20 protein-coding genes and 1 pseudogene are annotated in these 18,508 nt (G+C 69.0%); 6 read left to right on the forward strand and 15 right to left on the reverse strand.

Annotated features, from left to right (window positions below):
• Genes AC3EO7_RS06840 through AC3EO7_RS06860 form a run of 5 tightly spaced genes read right to left on the reverse strand, consistent with a single transcriptional unit; the run spans nt 1 to nt 3,991 of the window.
• Nucleotides 1–1,257, reverse strand: coding sequence for a cytochrome P450 (locus AC3EO7_RS06840; protein WP_431969696.1), 1,257 nt, complete (start codon nt 1,255–1,257; stop codon nt 1–3).
• Nucleotides 1,254–1,859, reverse strand: coding sequence for a GTP-binding protein (locus AC3EO7_RS06845; protein WP_431969695.1), 606 nt, complete (start codon nt 1,857–1,859; stop codon nt 1,254–1,256). Before AC3EO7_RS06845 ends, AC3EO7_RS06840 begins: the two co-directional genes overlap by 4 nt.
• The gene (locus AC3EO7_RS06850) at nt 1,834–2,184 is read right to left on the reverse strand and encodes a DUF742 domain-containing protein (RefSeq protein ID WP_431969694.1); all 351 of its coding nucleotides are present in this window, start codon (nt 2,182–2,184) and stop codon (nt 1,834–1,836) included. The genes AC3EO7_RS06845 and AC3EO7_RS06850 overlap by 26 nt, the downstream gene beginning before the upstream one ends.
• Nucleotides 2,181–2,612, reverse strand: coding sequence for a roadblock/LC7 domain-containing protein (locus AC3EO7_RS06855; RefSeq protein ID WP_431969693.1), 432 nt, complete (start codon nt 2,610–2,612; stop codon nt 2,181–2,183). The genes AC3EO7_RS06850 and AC3EO7_RS06855 overlap by 4 nt, the downstream gene beginning before the upstream one ends.
• Nucleotides 2,612–3,991 (reverse strand): ATP-binding protein, encoded by a 1,380-nt coding sequence (locus AC3EO7_RS06860; RefSeq protein WP_435590724.1) that lies wholly within the window; start codon nt 3,989–3,991, stop codon nt 2,612–2,614. The genes AC3EO7_RS06855 and AC3EO7_RS06860 overlap by 1 nt, the downstream gene beginning before the upstream one ends.
• A 644-nt stretch (nt 3,992–4,635) precedes the next feature.
• Between AC3EO7_RS06860 and AC3EO7_RS06865 the strand changes: the two genes are divergently transcribed.
• Complete coding sequence (locus AC3EO7_RS06865) at nt 4,636–5,508, forward strand: hypothetical protein (protein WP_435590725.1); 873 nt, start codon at nt 4,636–4,638, stop codon at nt 5,506–5,508.
• Between the two features lie 112 nt (nt 5,509–5,620).
• Here the strand turns inward: AC3EO7_RS06865 and AC3EO7_RS06870 are convergent, their stop codons facing one another.
• Together AC3EO7_RS06870 and AC3EO7_RS06875 are read right to left on the reverse strand one after the other, a co-directional pair.
• Nucleotides 5,621–6,169, reverse strand: a complete 549-nt coding sequence (locus AC3EO7_RS06870) for a YceI family protein (protein WP_431969690.1) — start codon at nt 6,167–6,169, stop codon at nt 5,621–5,623.
• 176 nt (nt 6,170–6,345) lie between these two features.
• A complete protein-coding gene (locus tag AC3EO7_RS06875) occupies nt 6,346–7,440 on the reverse strand; it encodes an LLM class flavin-dependent oxidoreductase (RefSeq protein ID WP_435590726.1) in 1,095 nt (364 codons plus the stop codon).
• 143 nt (nt 7,441–7,583) lie between these two features.
• Between AC3EO7_RS06875 and AC3EO7_RS06880 the strand changes: the two genes are divergently transcribed.
• A complete protein-coding gene (locus AC3EO7_RS06880; protein ID WP_431969688.1) occupies nt 7,584–8,015 on the forward strand; it encodes a type II toxin-antitoxin system Rv0910 family toxin in 432 nt (143 codons plus the stop codon).
• 118 nt (nt 8,016–8,133) lie between these two features.
• On the opposite strand, the gene AC3EO7_RS06885 is transcribed toward AC3EO7_RS06880, so the two are convergent.
• On the reverse strand, nt 8,134–9,669 hold the full coding sequence (locus AC3EO7_RS06885) for a DHA2 family efflux MFS transporter permease subunit (protein WP_435590727.1): 1,536 nt from the start codon (nt 9,667–9,669) through the stop codon (nt 8,134–8,136).
• 145 nt (nt 9,670–9,814) lie between these two features.
• The gene (locus AC3EO7_RS06890) at nt 9,815–10,738 is read right to left on the reverse strand and encodes a LysR family transcriptional regulator (protein ID WP_431969686.1); all 924 of its coding nucleotides are present in this window, start codon (nt 10,736–10,738) and stop codon (nt 9,815–9,817) included.
• A gap of 144 nt (nt 10,739–10,882) precedes the next feature.
• On the opposite strand from AC3EO7_RS06890, the gene AC3EO7_RS06895 reads away from it, so the two are divergent.
• Complete coding sequence (locus tag AC3EO7_RS06895; protein ID WP_435590728.1) at nt 10,883–11,425, forward strand: YaeQ family protein; 543 nt, start codon at nt 10,883–10,885, stop codon at nt 11,423–11,425.
• Nucleotides 11,426–11,512: 87 nt separating this feature from the next.
• Here AC3EO7_RS06895 and AC3EO7_RS06900 read toward each other — a convergent pair whose 3' ends face one another.
• From AC3EO7_RS06900 to AC3EO7_RS06925, 6 genes and pseudogenes are all read right to left on the reverse strand, one after another.
• A complete protein-coding gene (locus AC3EO7_RS06900; RefSeq protein ID WP_435590729.1) occupies nt 11,513–11,770 on the reverse strand; it encodes a hypothetical protein in 258 nt (85 codons plus the stop codon).
• Nucleotides 11,771–11,942: 172 nt separating this feature from the next.
• The gene (locus tag AC3EO7_RS06905) at nt 11,943–12,269 is read right to left on the reverse strand and encodes a hypothetical protein (RefSeq protein ID WP_431969683.1); all 327 of its coding nucleotides are present in this window, start codon (nt 12,267–12,269) and stop codon (nt 11,943–11,945) included.
• Nucleotides 12,270–12,656: 387 nt separating this feature from the next.
• The gene (locus AC3EO7_RS06910) at nt 12,657–13,484 is read right to left on the reverse strand and encodes an SDR family oxidoreductase (protein WP_431969682.1); all 828 of its coding nucleotides are present in this window, start codon (nt 13,482–13,484) and stop codon (nt 12,657–12,659) included.
• 39 nt (nt 13,485–13,523) lie between these two features.
• Nucleotides 13,524–13,832, reverse strand: a pseudogene (locus AC3EO7_RS06915) (hemerythrin domain-containing protein); the annotation flags it as partial.
• Nucleotides 13,833–13,898: 66 nt separating this feature from the next.
• Nucleotides 13,899–14,873 (reverse strand): MBL fold metallo-hydrolase, encoded by a 975-nt coding sequence (locus AC3EO7_RS06920; protein WP_431969681.1) that lies wholly within the window; start codon nt 14,871–14,873, stop codon nt 13,899–13,901.
• A gap of 74 nt (nt 14,874–14,947) precedes the next feature.
• Nucleotides 14,948–15,841, reverse strand: coding sequence for a serine hydrolase (locus tag AC3EO7_RS06925; protein ID WP_435590730.1), 894 nt, complete (start codon nt 15,839–15,841; stop codon nt 14,948–14,950).
• A gap of 62 nt (nt 15,842–15,903) precedes the next feature.
• Between AC3EO7_RS06925 and AC3EO7_RS06930 the strand changes: the two genes are divergently transcribed.
• From AC3EO7_RS06930 to AC3EO7_RS06940, 3 genes are all read left to right on the forward strand, one after another.
• Complete coding sequence (locus AC3EO7_RS06930; RefSeq protein ID WP_435590731.1) at nt 15,904–16,899, forward strand: LysR family transcriptional regulator; 996 nt, start codon at nt 15,904–15,906, stop codon at nt 16,897–16,899.
• 327 nt (nt 16,900–17,226) lie between these two features.
• Nucleotides 17,227–17,787, forward strand: a complete 561-nt coding sequence (locus tag AC3EO7_RS06935; RefSeq protein WP_431969678.1) for a DUF8020 domain-containing protein — start codon at nt 17,227–17,229, stop codon at nt 17,785–17,787.
• Between the two features lie 197 nt (nt 17,788–17,984).
• Nucleotides 17,985–18,395, forward strand: a complete 411-nt coding sequence (locus tag AC3EO7_RS06940; RefSeq protein WP_431969677.1) for a DUF5360 family protein — start codon at nt 17,985–17,987, stop codon at nt 18,393–18,395.
• Nucleotides 18,396–18,508: the final 113 nt, after the last annotated feature.

The following is an 18,508-nucleotide window of genomic DNA, read 5'->3' on the forward strand; positions in this document are numbered from 1 at the left end:
TTAATACAGGTTCAGCGGGGGGGATTTCGGGAAGGTGACCGGAAGGGACACCAGAGCTCGATGGAAAGGCCCGGGCCGCCAGGTCAATTGATCGACGGGCACCGCGAGCCGCAACTCGGGCAGTGCGTCGAGCAGCTGATCGATGGCGTCCTGCGCGATCAGGTACGCTGCCGACTTCGCCGGGCAGGCGTGCGGGCCTGCGCTCCACGCCAGATGCGAACGGTTGTCGGTGTAGTCGCCCGCATCGATCGCCGGATCGTTGTTGCAGGCCGACATGCTGATGACCACGGGCTGATGCGCGGGCAGCCAGGCGCCGTCGATCAGGATGGGCTGCTTCGGGTACGAGACGCAGTAGTTCGCCATCGGCGGGTCGGTGAACAGCACCTCGTCCAGCGCGTCGCGGGTGGACAGGCTGCCGCCCAACAGGTTTCCGGCGAACCGGTCGTCGGTGAGCATGAGCAGCAGCGTGTTCACGATCAGGTTCTGTTCCGGCTCGATGCCCGCGCCGTACAGGGTGACCAGCTGGTGGATCATCTCCACGTCGTCCAGTCCGGCCCCGTGCCCGATCAGCCGGGAGACGATGTCGTCGCCCGGCTCCTTGCGCTTGCGGGTGGTCAGCTCGAGCAGCGCGTCGGTGAGCATCGCGTTGCCCTTGTCGGCGTTCACGCCCTCGAAGATGGCCGCCATGCCGGTGGCCACCTGCTGGCCGATATCGGATGGGCAACCGAGCATCTCGTTGAGCACGGCGAAGGCGAGCGGGAAGGCGTACTGACTGATCAGATCGGCCGCGCCGTCCTGGCAGAAGGCGTTGATCAGCGGGACCGCGACCCGCTCGATGGTCGCGTGCATGGCGTGCAGGTCGACCTCGGCGACCGCGGCGAGGTTGGCCTGCCGGTAGCGCAGGTGCTCGAGGCCCGCGCTGCGCAAAGCGTTGGGCCGCCATTCCAGCATCGGCAGGATCGGGCACTCGCCCGGCACGTTCTGCTGCCAGGTGCGCGGGTCGGCCGGAAAGTGCTCCGGATCGTTGAGGATTCGTAGCGCGGTGTGATAGCCGATCACCAGGGTGGCGGGCACGCCGGGCGACAGTTCGACCGGCACCAGCGAACCGTACTGGCGGCGCATCTGCCGATAGGCGCGGTGCGGGTCGGCGGCGAACTCCTCGGTGTAGAGCGGCACTCGCGGACCGTTGGTGTCGATCGGCGAGCCGTGCGGGACGGGGCAGACACCGGCGGGCGGCGCGTGCGGTGGCGTTGTCAAAGTCGGGACTCCAAACGGTGGAACAAGAATTCGACGAGCGTGATCAGCGATTGCAGGCACGTGCCGCGATGTCGTGCGTCCAGCATCGTCAGCGGCGTGCCCTCGGTGAGGTCCAGCGCGTCGCGGACCTCCTCCAGCGGATACTGCTTGGCGCCCTCGAACTGATTGACCGCCACCGAATACGGCACGCCGCGCTCCTCCAGCACCGAGAGCACCTCGTCGGCCTTCTCGATGCGCCGGGTGTCGACCAGCACCAGCGCGCCGAGCGCGCCGCGGGCCAGTTCCTCCCACAGCGGCACGAAGCGCTGCTGACCCGGCGTGCCGAAAAGGTACAGGGCCAGTTGCGGATTCAGCGTGATGCGGCCGAAGTCCATCGCGACGGTGGTCTGCGTCTTCCCCGGCAGGCCCGCCATGTCGTCGATGCCGATGCTGGCCTCGGTGATGGTCTCCTCGGTGCGCAGCGGCTTGATCTCGGAGATACTGCTGACGAACGTGGTCTTGCCGACGCCGAAATTGCCTGCCACCAGTAGCTTGACCGATCGGGTCACGGTCTCCGGCACATAGTCGACGACACGTTCAGGCCGAGAGAGCGCGGAGCCCATTCAGTACCTCCTCCAACAGGGCTATCTCCGGCAAGTTCTCGGCCGGGGTCGGTGTGGTCAAATGGCCGCCGTCCATGAGATCGGCTACGACGATCTTCACCACGGACGGCGGCAGGTCCAGGTACGCAGCGATCTCCGCGATGGACAGGACGCCGCGACCGCTGCACAGGTTCATTACGCGGCGGGCGTCCGGGCCCGCGCCGGGCGGTGGCGCCAGTGCCGCGACCACGAGCGTGACCAGATCCAGCTGGCGAGTGGGACGCGAACGCCCGCCGGTACGGACATAGGCCCTGACTAGGTCGGGGTCGCGGCGGGACCTGGTCATGACAAGCTGCTGTCTGTCCTCTGCCGAGACTGGCTGCCGAGCTCGTGCCCGACGCGACCGGCTAGCTCGTTCATCCGGTGCGCGATGAGGCTGACGTCGATGTCCGCGGTGGTGGAGACCCCGAGCAGCGCGCCCTCCCCCGCGGCGGTGATGAAGATCATCCCGTCGTCGTACTCGGTCATGTTCTGGCGCAAGCCCGTTTCCAGACCGCCGCAGAACTCGCCGAGCGCCTTGCCCAGGGACCGCAGTCCCGAGGCGGCCGCGGAGAAACGTTCGGCGTCGTCGCGAGCGATGCCTTTCGAGTGCGCGATGCGCAGTCCGTCGTCGGACAGCAGTACCGCGAACCGGACGCCTGGAATGTTGAGATCCTCGAGTAGCCAGCCGAGCTTGTTGCTGCTATCGGCCATGGCGGTAGTCGGTGTGCCCATCAAGGAGTCATCCCTTCCGTCTGTTCGGCGGCGGCGCGGCCGCTCTTGGAACCGGTGTGCCATGCGGCGGCGATATCGGGCCTGCCGAGCGCGGGCTCGGAGCCGGAATTCCTGGCTCGCGTTCCGATCGCGGGCGCCACCTCGCGGCGGCGCCGCTTCGGCAGGCCGCCCTCGGTGATCTCGTGCACCGCGAACCGGGTGTCCTCCGGCTCTTCCTGGCGCGGTGCGGGCGCCGGTTCGGGCGCGGGCGCGGGAGCCACGGCCGGGGTGGCCACGGCCGTCGCGTCGCTCCCGCTCGGCGCGGCGAGCAGGGCCTCGGGGATGTACACCATCGCGCGCATGCCTCCGTAGGCGTTGGGCCCGTCGATGTAGACCGTGAACCCGTAGCGACGCGCGAGCGCGGCCACACCGGGAAAACCGACCTTCGGCGACGGACCGAGCTGGTGGATGTCGACCGGGCGCTCGCTGGCGAGCACCTGCCTTGCCTCCTCCATCTGCTCGGCGTTCATCCGCACGCCCGCGTCGTCGATGATGACGGTGACGCCGTGGTGCCCCTCCTGGAAGCTGATGTCCACGAAGGAGGTCGGCGGCGAGTAGCGCAGCGCGTTGTCGAGCAGGGTGGCCAGGGTGTGCACGAGCGGTTCCACCGCTCGGCTGACGACCACGCGGTCCAGCTGCGTGGTGCGCACCCGCAGGTAGTCGCGCACGCGGCCGGTGGCGCCGCCGACCACGTCGGTGAGCGACTGGGCGGGCCAGCGCCTGCCCGGCAGGCCGCCACACACGATCACGTAGGACTGCGCCTGGCGGATCATCTGCTGAACCGTGTGGTCGATGCGGGTGAGGGTGGCGTACACGTCGTCGTTGCGGTGCGCGCGCAGCGCGGCGCTCACCACCTGGCTGGCGTCGGCGCCGAGGCTCACCACCGAGGTGCCGAAGGAGCGCACCGCGCCGCTGGTCGCGTCGCGCGCGGCGCCACCCACCTCGGCGCGCACCGCGTCCTCGGCAGCCTGAATCGCCTGCCTGGCATGCGCGTCGGCCTCGAGCCTGGCCCGGTCCCTCGCCTCGGTCTGCACCAGGCGCAGGTCATCGGCGTAGCGGTCGCCGATCCACTGCAGGCACTGGGCCAGCCGCGAATTCTGCAGTCCCGTCGGCACTTCGATCGTTCCGGTCGGTGCTTCGAAGCGCCGGACGGCGTCGGTGATCGAGGGGATCGTCTGTCCGGCGAAGCGCTCCAGCGCTTCGTCGCGTTTACGCTGGTCTTCCAGCAGGGACTCGGCTTTGCCCTGCGCTCCGCGTAGCGCGGTGATCAGATAAACGACCGCGGCGATCAGCAGCGCGGCGAGGATCCATGGAACAAGTACGGCGATATCCAGATTCATCAGTTCTCTCGTCGTTCACGGGATCGTGCCTCCCCCGATGCCCCGCCCCGCTACGGTCCGCGCCTGAACCAGCACCCTGTCACTACAGATCTCCGTCTTACCTTTATTCCTCACGACACCGATCGCATGACGCTCGATCGGATCCATTGCACGTCGGTGGATCCGGCACCCCGAAGACACCGACCGGAGGCTCACCGCACACCTCACAGTGCCTGCAGGACAGGCGATCAGCGAATAGACCGCCGGCTGACCGAAGCGACTCCGACCAGCCCGAACCCGACGACTCGCCCACCCTAGCAGCATCTCAACGAAGTCTCGACGTATCCCGGTGACCGGCTTCATTTTTCGGGGGCGCATGGATTTCCGACGTCGAAAAACGAAAGTAGCGCAGCCGATTGTGCCCGCAGACGAGCCATTGCGCCGGAAAGAGCGACCGGTGGAATCACGCGCTGTTCGGTGAATTCCGGCCCGCCGGTGGAACCGCGCGGACCGCCGCTGCGTCGGAGTAGACGAACACTCCGACCAGCACAACCGAACCGGGGGAAAGCAATCATGGATCCAGAACCGAGCACCGTGGACGCCCGTACGCCCGACAACGAAATCGCCGCGTCCGGCAGGCCGGGCCCGCGCCGATGTGTCCGGCGATGAGGTGCCGCCGACTGCTGATCGCGCTCGCGCTGGCCGCTCTGGCGACGGCCTGCGATCCTTACCGCCGCGGCCCCGACAACGCCGAGATCCTGCAGTCGACGGGTCTCACCGTCGAACAGGCGGAATACGCCCTGTTCGACAATCTGCTCGCCCTCTCACCCCATCCGGCCCGCTCCTACGGGGCGGAGGTGACGCGACACGGGTGCGCGACCAACGCGTCGGCGCGAACCGTCGGCCCGCCGTGGAAGCTGTCGGCGGGCGACCGTTTCACCGACCCGTCGCCGGAGCTGGTCGATGCGACGGAAACGGCACTGACGTCGATGGCCGAGCGTGGGTTCACCGCGCCCGTCGACAAGGCGCTCGCCGGCCGCCGCGGCGGGTATCGGCGCGACGGAAAGGGATTCGAGATCGGCTTCGAGGTGCGCGACACCGACGGCAAGCGCTATCTGTCGGTCGTCGCGACCACGCCATGCGCGGCCGAGAAATCGACTGGCGGCGGGCCGATTCCGCCGGTCGTGGACGCGGTCCGGCTGGCGACACGCAAGGCGGTCCACGCGTTCGGGGCCGCCGATCCTGCGGCGCTGCGCTCCGTCGCGTGCGGCAAGCTGGGCGAGCGCGTCGATTTCGCCGTTCCCGCCGACGAGCGGGAACGGCTGCGCCAGGCGATGGCCGCCGACGCCGAGACCCGCGGTGTCGGGCGGGTCGTGGAGATCGCGAGTTTCCGATGGCTCGGCGATCCGATGCTGCCGAGCGCGGCGAGCGCCGTGGTCACGGTGCGCTACCAGCGGCACCCCGACATCCGCTACCGGGCCGAGTACCGCGACTGGTCCGGCGGCTCCTGGCGGTTGTGCGCATTCGATCCGATCTGATCCGCGTCGTGGCGAAGGACCCGATAGGCTCGGCGGCCGAGGGCGATCGACGGGCCGCGCGCCGCGCTCGCGAGATGGCGCGCGCCCCGATCCCCCTCGGCCGGGCCCGACCTCAGCCCTGCAGGCCGGCCTCGATCTCCAGGGTCAGGGTGATCTTGTCACCGATGACCGCGCCGCCATCCGGCAGCGGCATGTCGATGTCGAGGCCGAACTCGCGACGGGAGACCACGGTCGTGGCCTCGAAACCGGCGACCGGGCCGTTGCCCATGCCCGCGTTCACGCCGAGGAATTCGACCTTCAGCGAGACCGGCTTGGTGTTCCCGCGCACGGTGAACTCGCCGTCGACGACGAATTCCGCACCGCTCGCCCGGAATCCGGTCGACTTGAAGGTCATCACCGGGAACTGTTCGGCGTGGAAGAAGTCGGCGGTGCGCAGGTGGGCGTCGCGCTGCTCGTTGTCGGTGGTCAGCGAGTTCACCCGGATCTCGGCCTCGGCCGACGCGGTGCCGTCCTCGGCGATGACGAGCGTGGCGCCGAAGTCGGTGAACCGGCCGCGGACCTTGCTCACCATCAGGTGGCGTACCGAGAAGCCGACGGTCGAGTGGGCGGGGTCGACGACCCAGGTGCCCGCGGTCAGTCCCTTGGCGATTCCGGTGGTCATGGTGCGCTCCTTGGAGTTGGTAGAACTTTCAATTACTACAATGATCGGGCGCGACATCCTCGGCGCCGCCCTGTTCTTGCGCACCGGGCCGGTGCGCAACGACTATCCCCGTCAGCTCGGCAGACGTCCCGCAAGCAGGTCCTCGAACGGCGTCGTGTCGCGATACGGATCGGTCGTCACGAGATCACCTCCTGCGCCGCGGTGCGCGCGGCCAGCAACGACGCGTGCGTCGGCGCGTCGGGCACGTGGGCGGGACGGCGGGCGGCGAACTCCTCGCGCAGCACCGGAACCACCTCCTCGCCGAGCAGATCCAGTTGCTCCAGCACGGTTTTCAGCGGCAGCCCGGCGTGATCGATCAGGAAGAGCTGGCGCTGGTAGTCGCCGAAGTGCTCGCGGAAGGTCAGCGTCTTGTCGATGACCTGCTGCGGGCTGCCGACGGTGAGCGGGGTCTGCTCGGTGAACTCCTCCAGCGAGGGACCGTGACCGTAGACCGGCGCGTTGTCGAAGTACGGGCGGAACTCCCGCACCGCGTCCTGGGAGTTCTTGCGCATGAACACCTGTCCGCCCAGACCGACGATCGCCTGGTCGGCGGCGCCGTGCCCGTAGTGCTCGTAGCGGCGGCGGTACAGCTCGATCAGCCGCTGGAAGTGCTCCTTGGGCCAGAAGATGTTGTTGGCGAAGAAGCCGTCGCCGTAATAGGCGGCCTGTTCGGCGATCTCGGGGCTGCGGATGGATCCGTGCCAGACGAACGGCGGCACATCGTCGAGCGGGCGCGGCGTGGCGGTGAAGGATTGCAGCGGCGTACGGAACTTGCCCTCCCAGTCCACCACGTCCTCGCGCCAGAGCCGGTGCAGCAGATGATAGTTCTCGATCGCGAGCGCGATGCCGTCGCGAATGTCCTTGCCGAACCAGGGGTAGACGGGTCCGGTGTTGCCGCGGCCGAGCATCAGGTCGACCCGTCCGTCGGCGAGGTGCTGCAGCATCGCGAAGTCTTCGGCGATCTTGACGGGGTCGTTGGTGGTGATCAGCGTGGTGGCGGTGGACAGCTGGATGCGGTCGGTGCGCCCGGCGATGTAGCCGAGCATGGTGGTCGGTGAGGACGGCACGAACGGCGGGTTGTGGTGCTCGCCCGTGGCGAACACGTCGAGTCCCACCTCCTCGGCCTTCTGCGCGATCGTCACCATCGCCTTGATCCGCTCGGCCTCGCTGGGGGTGCGGCCGTTCGTGGGATCCGCGGTGACGTCACCGACGGTGAAGATTCCGAACTGCACGAGGCCTCCTCGAGCTCATTTGGTTGACTTGGCAACCATAGTAACCGGAGTGCGCCGCAGCCTATTCCGCAGTGACAGGGCTCACAGCCGACGGCCGCGATCGACGATAGGCCGAACCGCCGGTACCGGATAACATGCGCGGCATGGCAAAGCTGAAGGTCTCCGTCGACGTCCCCATCAGCCCGGAAGCGGCGTGGACGCACACCGCCAATCTGTCCGAGCTGGACAAGTGGCTGACCATGCACGAGTCGTGGCGCGGCGAGGTCCCGGAGCAGCTGACCGTCGGGACCGAGCTGGTGGGTGTCGCGTCGGTGAAGGGTCTGCGCAACCGCGTGACATGGAAGGTCAAGACCGCCGAGCCGCCGCGCAAGCTGGTGCTGAACGGCTCGGGCAAGGGCGGCACCAAGTTCTCGCTGGGACTTCTGGTCGCCCCCAAGGGTTCCGGATCCGAGGTGACCGTCGACATCGAGCTCGGCGGGGCGCCGCTGTTCGGGCCGATCGGCGCGGGCGTGGCCCGCGCGGTGAAGGGCGATATCGAGCGTTCGCTGGAGAAGTTCGTCGCGCTCTACGGCTGAGGGCTTCGGCCGGGAAACGACTCGGGCCCACGGCGTATTCGCCGTGGGCCCGAATCGATTGGCAGCGCCGCGAACTCAGTGCGCCAGCGCCTGCACGCTCAATGCACCAGCCTCGCGCTCAATGCACTAGCACCTTCGCGTCGGCGTCCTGCGCGGTCGCCGGCTTGGTCCGCGGCAGGAAGAACGCCGGAACCAGGGTCAGCACGATGAGGACCAGCGCCACGATGTAGGTGTCACTGAACGCCTGCGCGGCCTGATCCAGACCCGTGGCGATGGCGTCGGGTCCGAGCTGCTGCGCGATGGCGGGATCGGAGTTCGCGACGATCGCGGGTCCGGCCAGGGGCTGGTCCTTCAGCAGGTTGGTCAGCACCACCGACATGGTGGCGGTGCCGATCGAGCCCGCGGTCTGGTTGATGATGTTCATCAGCGTCGAGCCGCGCGCCACCTGCTGGTGGGTCAGCGTCTGGATCGCGGCGGTCATGATCGGCATCATGGTGCAGCCCATGCCGAGACCCATCACCAGCAGCGCCAGGCACAGGACGACGTAGGACGTGTCCGCCTCGAGCTGGGTGAAGAAGGCGGTGCCCGCCGAGAGCAGCACGATGCCGATCATCACGATCTTGCCCGGACCGTACTTGTCGACGAAGCGGCCCGCGATCGGCATGGTGAGCATCGCGCCGAAGCCCTGCGGCGCGATCAGCAGACCGGCCGCCAGCGCCGACTCACCGCGCACCTGCTGCAGGTAGCTCGGCAGCAGCAGACCCGCGCCGAAGAACGCGATGGCGAACAGCACCATGGTGAGCACCGAGGCGGTCAGCGCCTTGTTGCGGAACAGGTGCAGGTCGATGAGCGGATGCTTGGCCCGCAGCGCGTGGAAGACGAACGCCACCAGCAGCACGAGACCGATCGCGGCCGGGATGAGAACCTTTCGCGCGGTGACGGTGCCCGCCTCCGGAATCGAGGAGACGCCGTACAGGAACAACGCCAGACCCGGCGAGGCCAGCAGCATGCCGAGGAAGTCGAACGACTCCGAGGGCTCCGGCTGGTCGGCCGGGAACACGAGGTAAGCCAGCACCAGCGCGACGATGCCGATCGGCAGGTTGATCAGGAAGATCCAGTGCCAGCTGAACGCGTCGATCAGCCAGCCGCCCAGGATCGGGCCGCCGATCGGACCGAGCAGCATCGGCACGCCCAGCACCGCCATCACGCGACCGACCCGCTGCGGTCCCGCCGCGTGGGTCATGATCGTCATGCCGAGCGGCATCAGCATGCCGCCGCCGATGCCCTGGATCACGCGGAACGCGATCAGCGACTCGATGTTCCACGCGGTGCTGCACAGCAGCGAACCGAGCACGAAGAAGGTCAGCGCCGCCATGTAGAGGCGCTTGGTGCCGAATCGGTCGGCCGCCCATCCGGTCAGCGGGATGACGGTCGCGAGCGCCAGCGTGTAGCCGGTCATCGTCCACGCGGCGATGGCGTAACTGGTGCCGAATTCGATCTGGAAGGTCGGCAGCGCGACGGTCACGACGGTGATGTCGAGGATCGACATGATCGCGCCGAGCACGACCACGCCCGCCACCTTGAACACCGCGGCGTCCAGTTTGTCCGAGGACGGATCTGGTCCCGCTGCCTGAATATCCGGAGGTTGGGTCACCGGTTAAGACTGACACTTCTTCGACGGAAGAACCAGCGGTTTCCCCGACTTACGGGGAAACTCGATGATTCCGGGCGGAACGATCCTCGCCGCTTGCCGGGTGAAGGATGCGACGGACCCCCAGCCCCGCACGACTGCGGCGGAATCACCACTCCTTGGCCGCGCCCAGCAGATGGCTGCGCACGAGATCGACGTGGCGGCGCGGGGAGCCGCCGGGGCGGCGAGCAAGGAAGGCGGTGTTGATCGGCGGATCGTCCGGTTCGAGCAGCGCCGTGATCGCGCCCGAGGCGAGTTCGCGCGCACACAGATAGCGTGGCACGACGCTGACGCCCGCGCCCGCGACCACCCCGGCGAGCACCGCGCGCAGGTCGCCGACGACGAGCGCCGGTTCGGCCACGAGGCGGGTGTCGAAGACGTGGCGCCAGTAGCGGCGCAGGATCGGCAGATCGGTGGCGTAGCTGAGCAGGGGCAGTGCGGACAGCGCCGACGGGTCGCCCGCGCGCAGCCGGGCCGTGTCGATGCGTCGCGCGATGTCCGGCGCGGCGACGAGGACGAATTCCTCGTCGGCGAGTGGCTCGGCGAGCACCGTGCGGCCGCGCGGGCGGGTGGTGGCCACGACGAGGTCGTAGGTTCCGGCGCGCAGACCGGCGAGCAGGTCGTCGGTGAGCCCCGCGGTGATCGTCAGCCGCACGCCGTCGGACACCAGCGGGGCCAGCGCGGGCACCACCCTGGTGGCCAGCAGCTCGGCGGGACCGGCCAGCAGCACCGGAGGTTCGGGTACGGCGGCCTCCGGCTCGGCGCCGCCCGCGATCGCCTCCAACGCGTCCATCGGCCCGGCCAGCCTGGCGGCCAGCTCGTGTGCGGCGGCCGTCGCCGCCACGCCGCGCGGCAGCCGATCGAACAGCGGACGCCCGAGCCGCCGCTCCAGCGTCTGCAACTGCGTGGTCACCGTCGGCTGCGACAACCCGACCTGCGCGGCGCCCGCGGTGATCGACCCCGCGCGGTACACCGCGAGAAAGGTCCGCAGGTGCGTCAGATCCGCCACCCCATTGGCCTGCCGATTCCCCATGAACAGAAGTCTATTGACTTACCAATGGCTACCCTTGCCCTGGATCTTTTCGAATGCCTTGTGGATGCGCTGCCGCTGCGCGGCGTGCGAAGCCGGGTGCGGCCGAGCATCGCCGGTCGGCGGGGCGATTAAGCTTCTGCTTCTATGGCCCTCAGCGCGACACTGCACACCTTCACCGTTCACCTGGCCGATGTCGATCGTGGCGTCTACCAGGAGCTGGAGTTGCGCGTCGCGCGTCACCCGTCCGAAACGGCGGAGTTCATGCTGACGCGACTGCTGGCCTACTGCCTGGAGTACGAGGAGGGCATCACCTTCAGCGACGGCGGCGTGTCGTCCACCGACGAGCCCGCGGTGCTGGTGCGCGACCTCACCGGCCGCCTGACCGCCTGGATCGAGGTCGGCGCACCCGACGCCGAGCGCCTGCACCGAGGCAGCAAGCTGGCCGAACGCGTCGCCGTCTACACCCATCGCGATCCCGCGAAGGTCCTCGCCCAGCTCACCGGCAAACGCATCCACCGCGCCGACGCGATCCCCGTCTACAGCTTCGACCGCGCCTTCATCGATTCCGCCGTCGCGGCCGTCGAACGCCGCAACACCGTCACCCTCTCGGTCACCGAGCGCCTGCTCTACCTCGACCTCAACGGAACGATCCTGAGCACTCCGGTCGAAGAGCACCGCCTCGCCTGACCGTCGGCGATCATGAAAGAAGACCGCCCGGTATTCAATTGTTACCTGCCGGGTGAACGGCCCGAGCCCCGACCGAGCCGCTGCGGGTCAGCGAATGTAATGCCCGGCGTCGCGCAGGGATTCGACCCGAGGGCAAGGCCAGCGGCGTCCGCAGCACGCGCAGGCGCTGCCGTATCCGCCGACGGGCACGTGCTGGGCGAAGACCAGCTGGTCGTCCTGGGCGAAGGCGGCTCGGTTCGAGGAGTTCTGGCTCACGGGAGAGTAGGCGAGCATCAGCTCCTGGAGTTGCAGCCGGACTGCCTTGGTTCGGCTGTCGTAGCGTCGTTCCGACGAACTGTTCGTCATAGAGCCGAAGGTAATCGTGGCGTCGAGCCCGGTGTGGGGATTTCACATTCTCCGTCGGCGAATTCGGGGTCGGCGCAGGCCGCGGGGCACCGTCTCCTCCGGCGGTTCCGAATACGACGACGGCCCTCCGTGCGCGCGGCAGCGGAGGGCCGTGTTCGGCGAGATCGGAAGATTACCGGCAGACGCCGTCGAAGGCGGTGCCCTCACGGGTGACGATGCCGTCCAGGATCGAGCACGCCGTCCCGTTCGCGACGGGCACCTGCACCACGGCCAGCGTGCGCGAGTCCACGCACGGCGCGGTCGCCGAGCGGAAGCCGGCGGCCGCCACGTTCGTGTTCAGCTGGAAGCCCGCCGACTCGCAGGCCTCCTTCGCCGCCTGGAGGTAGGCGTCCGTGGCCGGGTCCGCGGCGAACGCGTACCCGGCTCCCGCCATGGGGAGCGCGGCGGCGATGACGGCTCCGGCGAGGAAGGTGATCCGGCGGTGTGCGAGTTTTCTCATGGGCGAGATCATATGGTCTGAACCCGGTTTCACGAACAATTCGGGGCGCAATCCCGCATATCGAGTCCTGCAGAATGGGATGGCGACCGTCCCGCCGCCTCGCGGCCACGGAAGCACGCTGTCGCGGGTCGGCCGGAGAAGCTCGACAGTAGCCGATCGACTCCTCGGTTCCCCACGCGGCATCCCGAGTCGTCCAACCGACTTCGCCCGAGCACACCTCACCGAGCGCCCTCGACGCCCCGGCGCAGCGCCGTCACCGCAGCGACGAGGCGGGCGCCTTGCCCAATCACACCAAAAGCTCTGCGGTTCAACCCAGCTCGGCCCGCATACGCGACCCGTCGAGCTCGGCCCAGAAGGCAACGCAACCTGGCTTATCCACCCGCGGGTTCAGACCCGCCGCCACTTCTCGTCGCCGAGAAGCACACTGGCCTGCGGCCCCATGAGCAGCATCCCACCGTCCACCACGAACGACGCCCCCGTCACGTATCCCGCCGCGGGCGTCGTGAGAAACGCGACCACCGACGCGACTTCCCGCGCGTGTCCGGGACGGCCGAGCGGCACGCCGGGGCGGGGTTCCGAGCGCGGGTCCACATTTTCCTGACCGGTCATCGGCGTCGAAATCTCCCCCGGCGCAACGGAATTCACCGTGATGTCGTACTCGGCCAGTTCCAGGGCCAGCACCTTGGTCAAGGCGCCGAGACCCGCTTTCGCGGCACAGTACGGCGCGGCGCCGACCAGCGGCGCGTGCTCGTGCACGCTGGTGATGTTGACGATGCGGCCCCCGTGACCACCCTCGATCATGTGTTTGGCAGCGCGCTGAGCGCAGAGGAACGCGCCGTCCAAATCGACCGAGAGCACGTGACGCCAGGTGTCGAAATCCATGTCCATGGCCTTCTGCGCAGAGCCCGTACCCGCGCAGTTGACCAGAACGTCCAAGCCGCCGAGCTCGTCTGCCAGTTCATCGATGACAGCGGCCGAAGTAGGCAAGTCGCCGAGGTCGAGCCTGCGCACGACCGCCGAGACACCGCGCCCGCGCGCCTCCTCGGCCGTTCGCTCGGCGCCTTCGGCGTCGGTGTGGTAGGTGATGCCCACGTCGGCGCCGCCACCGGCCAGCGCGACCGCCACGGCCGCGCCGATGCCGGAGTCCGACCCGGTCACCACGGCGCGCAACGGCGCGCCGACACGTTCTTCGGGAAGCGGAGCTGTAGTAGCCATGCTCGCCGCATACCCCGGTCCCGCGGCGTCACACGCCGATCACGAGACGACGGCGTCGACGGCTTTCTTCAGCGCCGAGGGGTGGGCGGGCGACGTGGGCGCCTTCTTCCGCAGCTCGATCATCCGCGCGCCCATCTCTTGCAGCTGCTTACGGCCGAGATGCTCGCGCACCTGCGGGAACCATTCGTTCTCCTCTTCATCGATGTGGTGATCGACGTTCTCGATGAGCACGGTGGTCTTGGCGGTGAAGCGCTCGTCCTCGGGTTTCATGGCGGCCAGCTCCATGACGAGCAGATCGGCCACGTGATGCTCCTCGTAGGACTCGAGGATGTCGGCCTCGAGTTCGGGCTACGTGACTCGTTTGCCGTCATTCCCGTCCCCCAGGCCCCGAAACCGGGCGGCGTTCCGTGGGGCTCACCCGAATCGGTACGGCCTCAGGTACTCCGGCACGATCACCTCCGTCCGCGGGCTCTCCGCGCGCACCGCGGCGATCAGCGCGTCGCGTTGCCGCGCGCTCTTGTCGTCGGTGCGCGGCGGGTTCGCCAGCGGGGACTCGAAATCGTCCCAGTGCACCGGGACCACGGTGCGCGGGTGATCCAGTGCGCGTAGCAGCCGCGTGGCGTAGTCGTGGGTGGCGTTGCTGGAGTTGACCGCGACGACGGCGACGTCGGGCGCGGCGCCGGTGAGGTTGCGTTCGACGAAATCGCTTGCGCCCATGAAGAATACCGATGGTCCGCCGTCGACGCGGAGCAGGAACGCCAGGGTGTCGCCCTCGGGCAGGTCGGCGATGGTGGCGGGACGCGCGGGCGTGCTGGTCCGCACGCCGGGGAAGGTGACCGAGTACTGGCCGGTGCGGCTGTGCAGCGAGCCGACGACCTCCACGGTGTAGCCGCCGAAATCGAGCACCTCGCCGCCTTTCACCACGCTCAACTGCGCGGGCGGCAGGTCGTAGGACTGCGCCACGTGATAGGTCGTGAGGGTGCCGAAAACCCGTGCGCCGCTGCGCGCGGCGATGTGCGGCACGTCGTTGAAGTGATCCCAGTGGGTGTGCGTGACGAACACGTACTTCGGGTTGCCGACGTGCGGGTCGATGGCGGCGGGATCGACCCGCAGCGGGGCGTTCGCCTCGAAGGCGCCCGCGGCGAGGCCCACCGGGAAGCGGGTCAGATACGGGTCGATGAGCAGCGTGTCCCCGCCGATGTCGATGCGCCAACCGGAGACGCCCAGCCAGCGGAATTCCGCGTTCCCCGCGCCGGGTAGGCGAACTGGCTCGCCGGATTCCCGGCCCGAGAGCAGCACGCCCGCGCCCGCCGCGCCGACGGCCGCGACCCCCGCTCCCGCGGCGGCGGTGCGGAACATAGTGCGGCGGTTGATCCGTGGAGATGTCATGGCGACGAGACAAGCAGGCGACACGGGGACGCGTCCAAGATCGAAAAGCCGTTCGGCCGATAGGCGATCGAATATCAGGCCAGGTCGGAGCTACCGCGGAGGCTGTCCACTGCCAAGCGCGCCGACCCCGCCATGGCCAGGTCGACATCGATGCGACGGGTGCCGAGCTCGTCGCTGCGCGCGAACACCGCCACCGCGTAGCGCCCGCCGTCCGGGTACTCCACCACCCCCGCCTCCATGTGCAGGCCGGGCAGCGTGCCCGTCTTCGAGGCGACCAGCACCTCGTCCGGGAATCCGGCCGCCAGCCGGGTCCAGAACATCTGGCGCCGCAACAGGTCCCGGGTCGCGGCGCAGGCCGCGGGGCTGCCCGCTTCGTCGCGCCAGATCATGCCGAGCAGCCGGGTGATCTCCCGCGCGGTGCTGGAGGTGGTGTGCTCGGGCCGGAACACCCGCATGCTCGCCACCTGTTCGCGCGACAGGCTCGGGAAGATCGCGGCGAACTCGGCGGCGGTGCGTGCGCCGGCGTCGGCGAACATCGTCTCCAGCAGCTGGCGCGGTCCGCCGATCACTCGGGTGGCCGCGAGCCCGAGTTCGGCCGCGAGCAGCGCGGGCGTGTCCGGACCGATCCGGCGCAGCAGCAGATCGGCGGCGGTGTTGTCGCTGACCGACATCGTGAAGTAGGCCAGGTCGCGCAGCGACATCTCCACGTCGTCCGCGCAGCCCGCGGTCCCCCAGCCGCCGAGCCGGTCCGCGGCGCGCACCAGCACGCGTTCGGTCGGATCGAGCTGGCCCGCGTCGACCTGCCTGCCGAACTCCAGGATCAGCAGGATCTTGAAGATCGAGGCGATCACCACCTGATCATCGGCGCCGATGCCGAGCTCACGGCCGTCGGCCAAGTCGACAGCGTGCAACCGGCCGCGCACCGGCAGCTCGGCAAAGATCTCGCGGATGCGCTCCTCGGGTGACACAACGGCACACGGTAGTCGGCCCGCGCCGGAGTCCTCGATATCCGATCGCATATCGTCGAGCGATGGATCTCGCCCGGCACCTGCGTCATTTTCTGGCGGTGGCCGAGGAGAGGCATTTCGGCAGGGCGGCCGAGGCGCTCGGCATGGCCCAGCCGCCGTTGAGCCAGTCCATTCAGCGGCTCGAACGCGAGCTCGGCGTCGCGCTGTTCGACCGCTCGCGGCGAACCGTGCAGCTCACGACGGCGGGTCAGCTGCTCATCGCGGAGGCGCGGGCCGTGCTGGCGGCCGAGCAGCGGTTGCGCACGGTGGCCCGCAAGGCGGGCGACGGCAGCCTCGGGACACTGCGAGCGGGCGTCCCGCCGGACACGCCCGCCGCGGTGCTGCACCGACTGCTGCGCGAACTGGCCGAGCAATCCGCCGGGCTCACCGTGGATCTGCACGAACTCACCACCGCCGAACAGCTCCGCCTGCTCGCCACCGCGGAGCTCGACGTCGGGCTGGTGGAACATCCGATCGACGCGCCCGATCTACAGCACGGACCCAGCGCGGAACTGCCACTCGGTGTGGCGTTGCCCCGCACGTCTCCGCTGGCGCGCCTGCGCGAGGTGGGCCTCGCCGACCTCGCCGGACACGAGCTGATCCTCTTCCCCCGCGCCACCGCGCCGGGCAGGCACGACGAATTGCTCGAGGTGTGCCGCGCGCACGGATTCGTTCCCGATCGGGTCCGGCATGCCCGGAATCCCGAATTCCTGCTCGGGCTGGTCCTTTCGGGCAACGGCGTCGCCCTCACTCGGGAGGAGCCGGCCAGGCGCGAGCCACGGGTGGCCTGGCGTCCCCTCGCCGGACGACCGCTGCGTTTGCGCGTCGGCGCCGTATGGCCGGACACCTCGCCGCACCCGGCGGCGCCACGCTTTGCCCAGGTGGCCGCCGCGGTTCTGACCGAAGGAGCCGCGCCGCTCCCCGCGCCCGCCCCCGAAACTCCGGCCGGGCCGTGGTCGGTCGTCTACACCGTCCACCCGGCGCAGCGCACCGACCCCGTCTCGAATCCGGAGCCCTGAAGGCGGTTTCCGTTCCGACCGACCACGCCGATTTCCCAAGGTATTTCGATGCCGATATTCGGGCGGCGCCGCCGGTGCGCCTGTGCATAGCTGAAAGGCGTTCGCGGACAACAACACCGCCTACATTGTCGAACTCCGCATCGCATGCCCGCCGCGATGGCAGACGTCGCGAGGCAGACGAACGCGATACCCGGAATGCGTTTTCCCGGTGGAGATTTCGCAAAACGGCCCGTTTCGCACGTTCGGACGTAGGATGAAGACGGCCGATCACGGCCTCTTGGGGACGCATCGGCTGTCTTGCCCGAACGAAACACGTAGGGAAACACGATGAGAGTCAATCAATTCGCCGCTTCCGCCTTGCTCGCGATCGGGGCCATCGGAATATCCGCGGGCACGGCAGACGCCGCGCCCACCGACCCCGCCGCCGAGGTGTCCGTGCGCGGCGTCGACCACGGCATCGGCTACACCACCGGACCGACGTCGGACGGCAGCGGCATCGTCACCACCGTCGACGACGGCGCGTTCAGCCTGGCCGCCGACGCACGAACGGTCAGCCTCACCGACGCCACGGGCCGCATCGTCGCGACCCTGCCGACAGGCTTCACCGCCCAGGGCCAGACCTTCGGCCTGACACCGCGGATCACCGACGCGGGCCGGACGCTCACCCTCACACCTGCGGGCGCACCGGTGGCGGCCACCCAGCACCTGCGTCAACTCGTCGAATACGACGAGACCGTCGCGCGCAAGCAGCACAACGCCGCGGTCGGCGCGCTGATCGGCGCGGGCATCGGCGCGGTGATCGGCTTCTTCCTCGGCGGCGTCGGCGCCTTGGTCACCGTCCCGATCGGCGCGGGCATCGGCGCACTGATCGGCTTCGCCACTCCCTGATCGAGATCCGCCGCCGTCGCCGGATGCCGCTCCGGTGACGGCGCGCGGCGATCGGTAACGCCCGCGGTGCGACGGGCGTGTCCGCCTGCGTCGCAGCACGTTCGAGAGCGGCGCCGGTATGCCGTCTGCGCTAGGCTCGCCACCGGGCGCCCACCTGCGCGCGCCCGCTCGGATGGCCCGCCCAGGAGGCATGTCGCATGGCCGACGCCCGCTTCGCCCGCACCAAACGCATCATGCTGTGGACCGATCTCGGCTTCCTGGCCTACTGGGTCGCGACGGCGCTCGGCGCGGTCAGTGTCGGGACGGATCCCTTTCTGCGGCAATGGAACTGGTCGTTCCTCGGGCTCGATCTCGCCGCCATCGGCATAGGCCTCGCGAGTCTCGCTGTGGCGCGCAGGCAGCCGCCACTGGCCGAGCGGATGATGCTGGTCTCGCTGACCGCGACCGCCGCCGCCGGCCTGATGGCGCTGAACTTCTACGCGGTGCGCTGCGAATTCGATCCCGCATGGTGGATCCCGAACGCCTGGCTGCTCCTCTTCCCTTCCGTCGCCATGACCGTCATCATGGTCACCTCCGCCACTCGCCAGCAACTCCGCGATGCTGGATGATCGCTACCGCTCGTTCCGCGCGCGTAAACACCCCTTGTCGCGATGATCACCACTGATCACGGCGGGTTCGACGAGCTGCGCAACCAAGCTATGTTGGGTACGAATTCTCCTCG

This window comes from Nocardia sp. bgisy118 (assembly GCF_057708605.1).

Bases quoted from the DNA above. Each gene is read 5' to 3' on its own strand.
- AC3EO7_RS06845 (WP_431969695.1), bottom strand. From the start codon at position 1,859: ATGGGCTCCGCGCTCTCTCGGCCTGAACGTGTCGTCGACTATGTGCCG.
- AC3EO7_RS06850 (WP_431969694.1), bottom strand. From the start codon at position 2,184: ATGACCAGGTCCCGCCGCGACCCCGACCTAGTCAGGGCCTATGTCCGT.
- AC3EO7_RS06855 (WP_431969693.1), bottom strand. From the start codon at position 2,612: ATGGGCACACCGACTACCGCCATGGCCGATAGCAGCAACAAGCTCGGC.
- AC3EO7_RS06860 (WP_435590724.1), bottom strand. From the start codon at position 3,991: ATGAATCTGGATATCGCCGTACTTGTTCCATGGATCCTCGCCGCGCTG.
- AC3EO7_RS06865 (WP_435590725.1), top strand. From the start codon at position 4,636: ATGAGGTGCCGCCGACTGCTGATCGCGCTCGCGCTGGCCGCTCTGGCG.
- AC3EO7_RS06870 (WP_431969690.1), bottom strand. From the start codon at position 6,169: ATGACCACCGGAATCGCCAAGGGACTGACCGCGGGCACCTGGGTCGTC.
- AC3EO7_RS06880 (WP_431969688.1), top strand. From the start codon at position 7,584: ATGGCAAAGCTGAAGGTCTCCGTCGACGTCCCCATCAGCCCGGAAGCG.
- AC3EO7_RS06890 (WP_431969686.1), bottom strand. From the start codon at position 10,738: ATGGGGAATCGGCAGGCCAATGGGGTGGCGGATCTGACGCACCTGCGG.
- AC3EO7_RS06895 (WP_435590728.1), top strand. From the start codon at position 10,883: ATGGCCCTCAGCGCGACACTGCACACCTTCACCGTTCACCTGGCCGAT.
- AC3EO7_RS06900 (WP_435590729.1), bottom strand. From the start codon at position 11,770: ATGACGAACAGTTCGTCGGAACGACGCTACGACAGCCGAACCAAGGCA.
- AC3EO7_RS06905 (WP_431969683.1), bottom strand. From the start codon at position 12,269: ATGAGAAAACTCGCACACCGCCGGATCACCTTCCTCGCCGGAGCCGTC.
- AC3EO7_RS06910 (WP_431969682.1), bottom strand. From the start codon at position 13,484: ATGGCTACTACAGCTCCGCTTCCCGAAGAACGTGTCGGCGCGCCGTTG.
- AC3EO7_RS06920 (WP_431969681.1), bottom strand. From the start codon at position 14,873: ATGACATCTCCACGGATCAACCGCCGCACTATGTTCCGCACCGCCGCC.
- AC3EO7_RS06930 (WP_435590731.1), top strand. From the start codon at position 15,904: ATGGATCTCGCCCGGCACCTGCGTCATTTTCTGGCGGTGGCCGAGGAG.
- AC3EO7_RS06935 (WP_431969678.1), top strand. From the start codon at position 17,227: ATGAGAGTCAATCAATTCGCCGCTTCCGCCTTGCTCGCGATCGGGGCC.
- AC3EO7_RS06940 (WP_431969677.1), top strand. From the start codon at position 17,985: ATGGCCGACGCCCGCTTCGCCCGCACCAAACGCATCATGCTGTGGACC.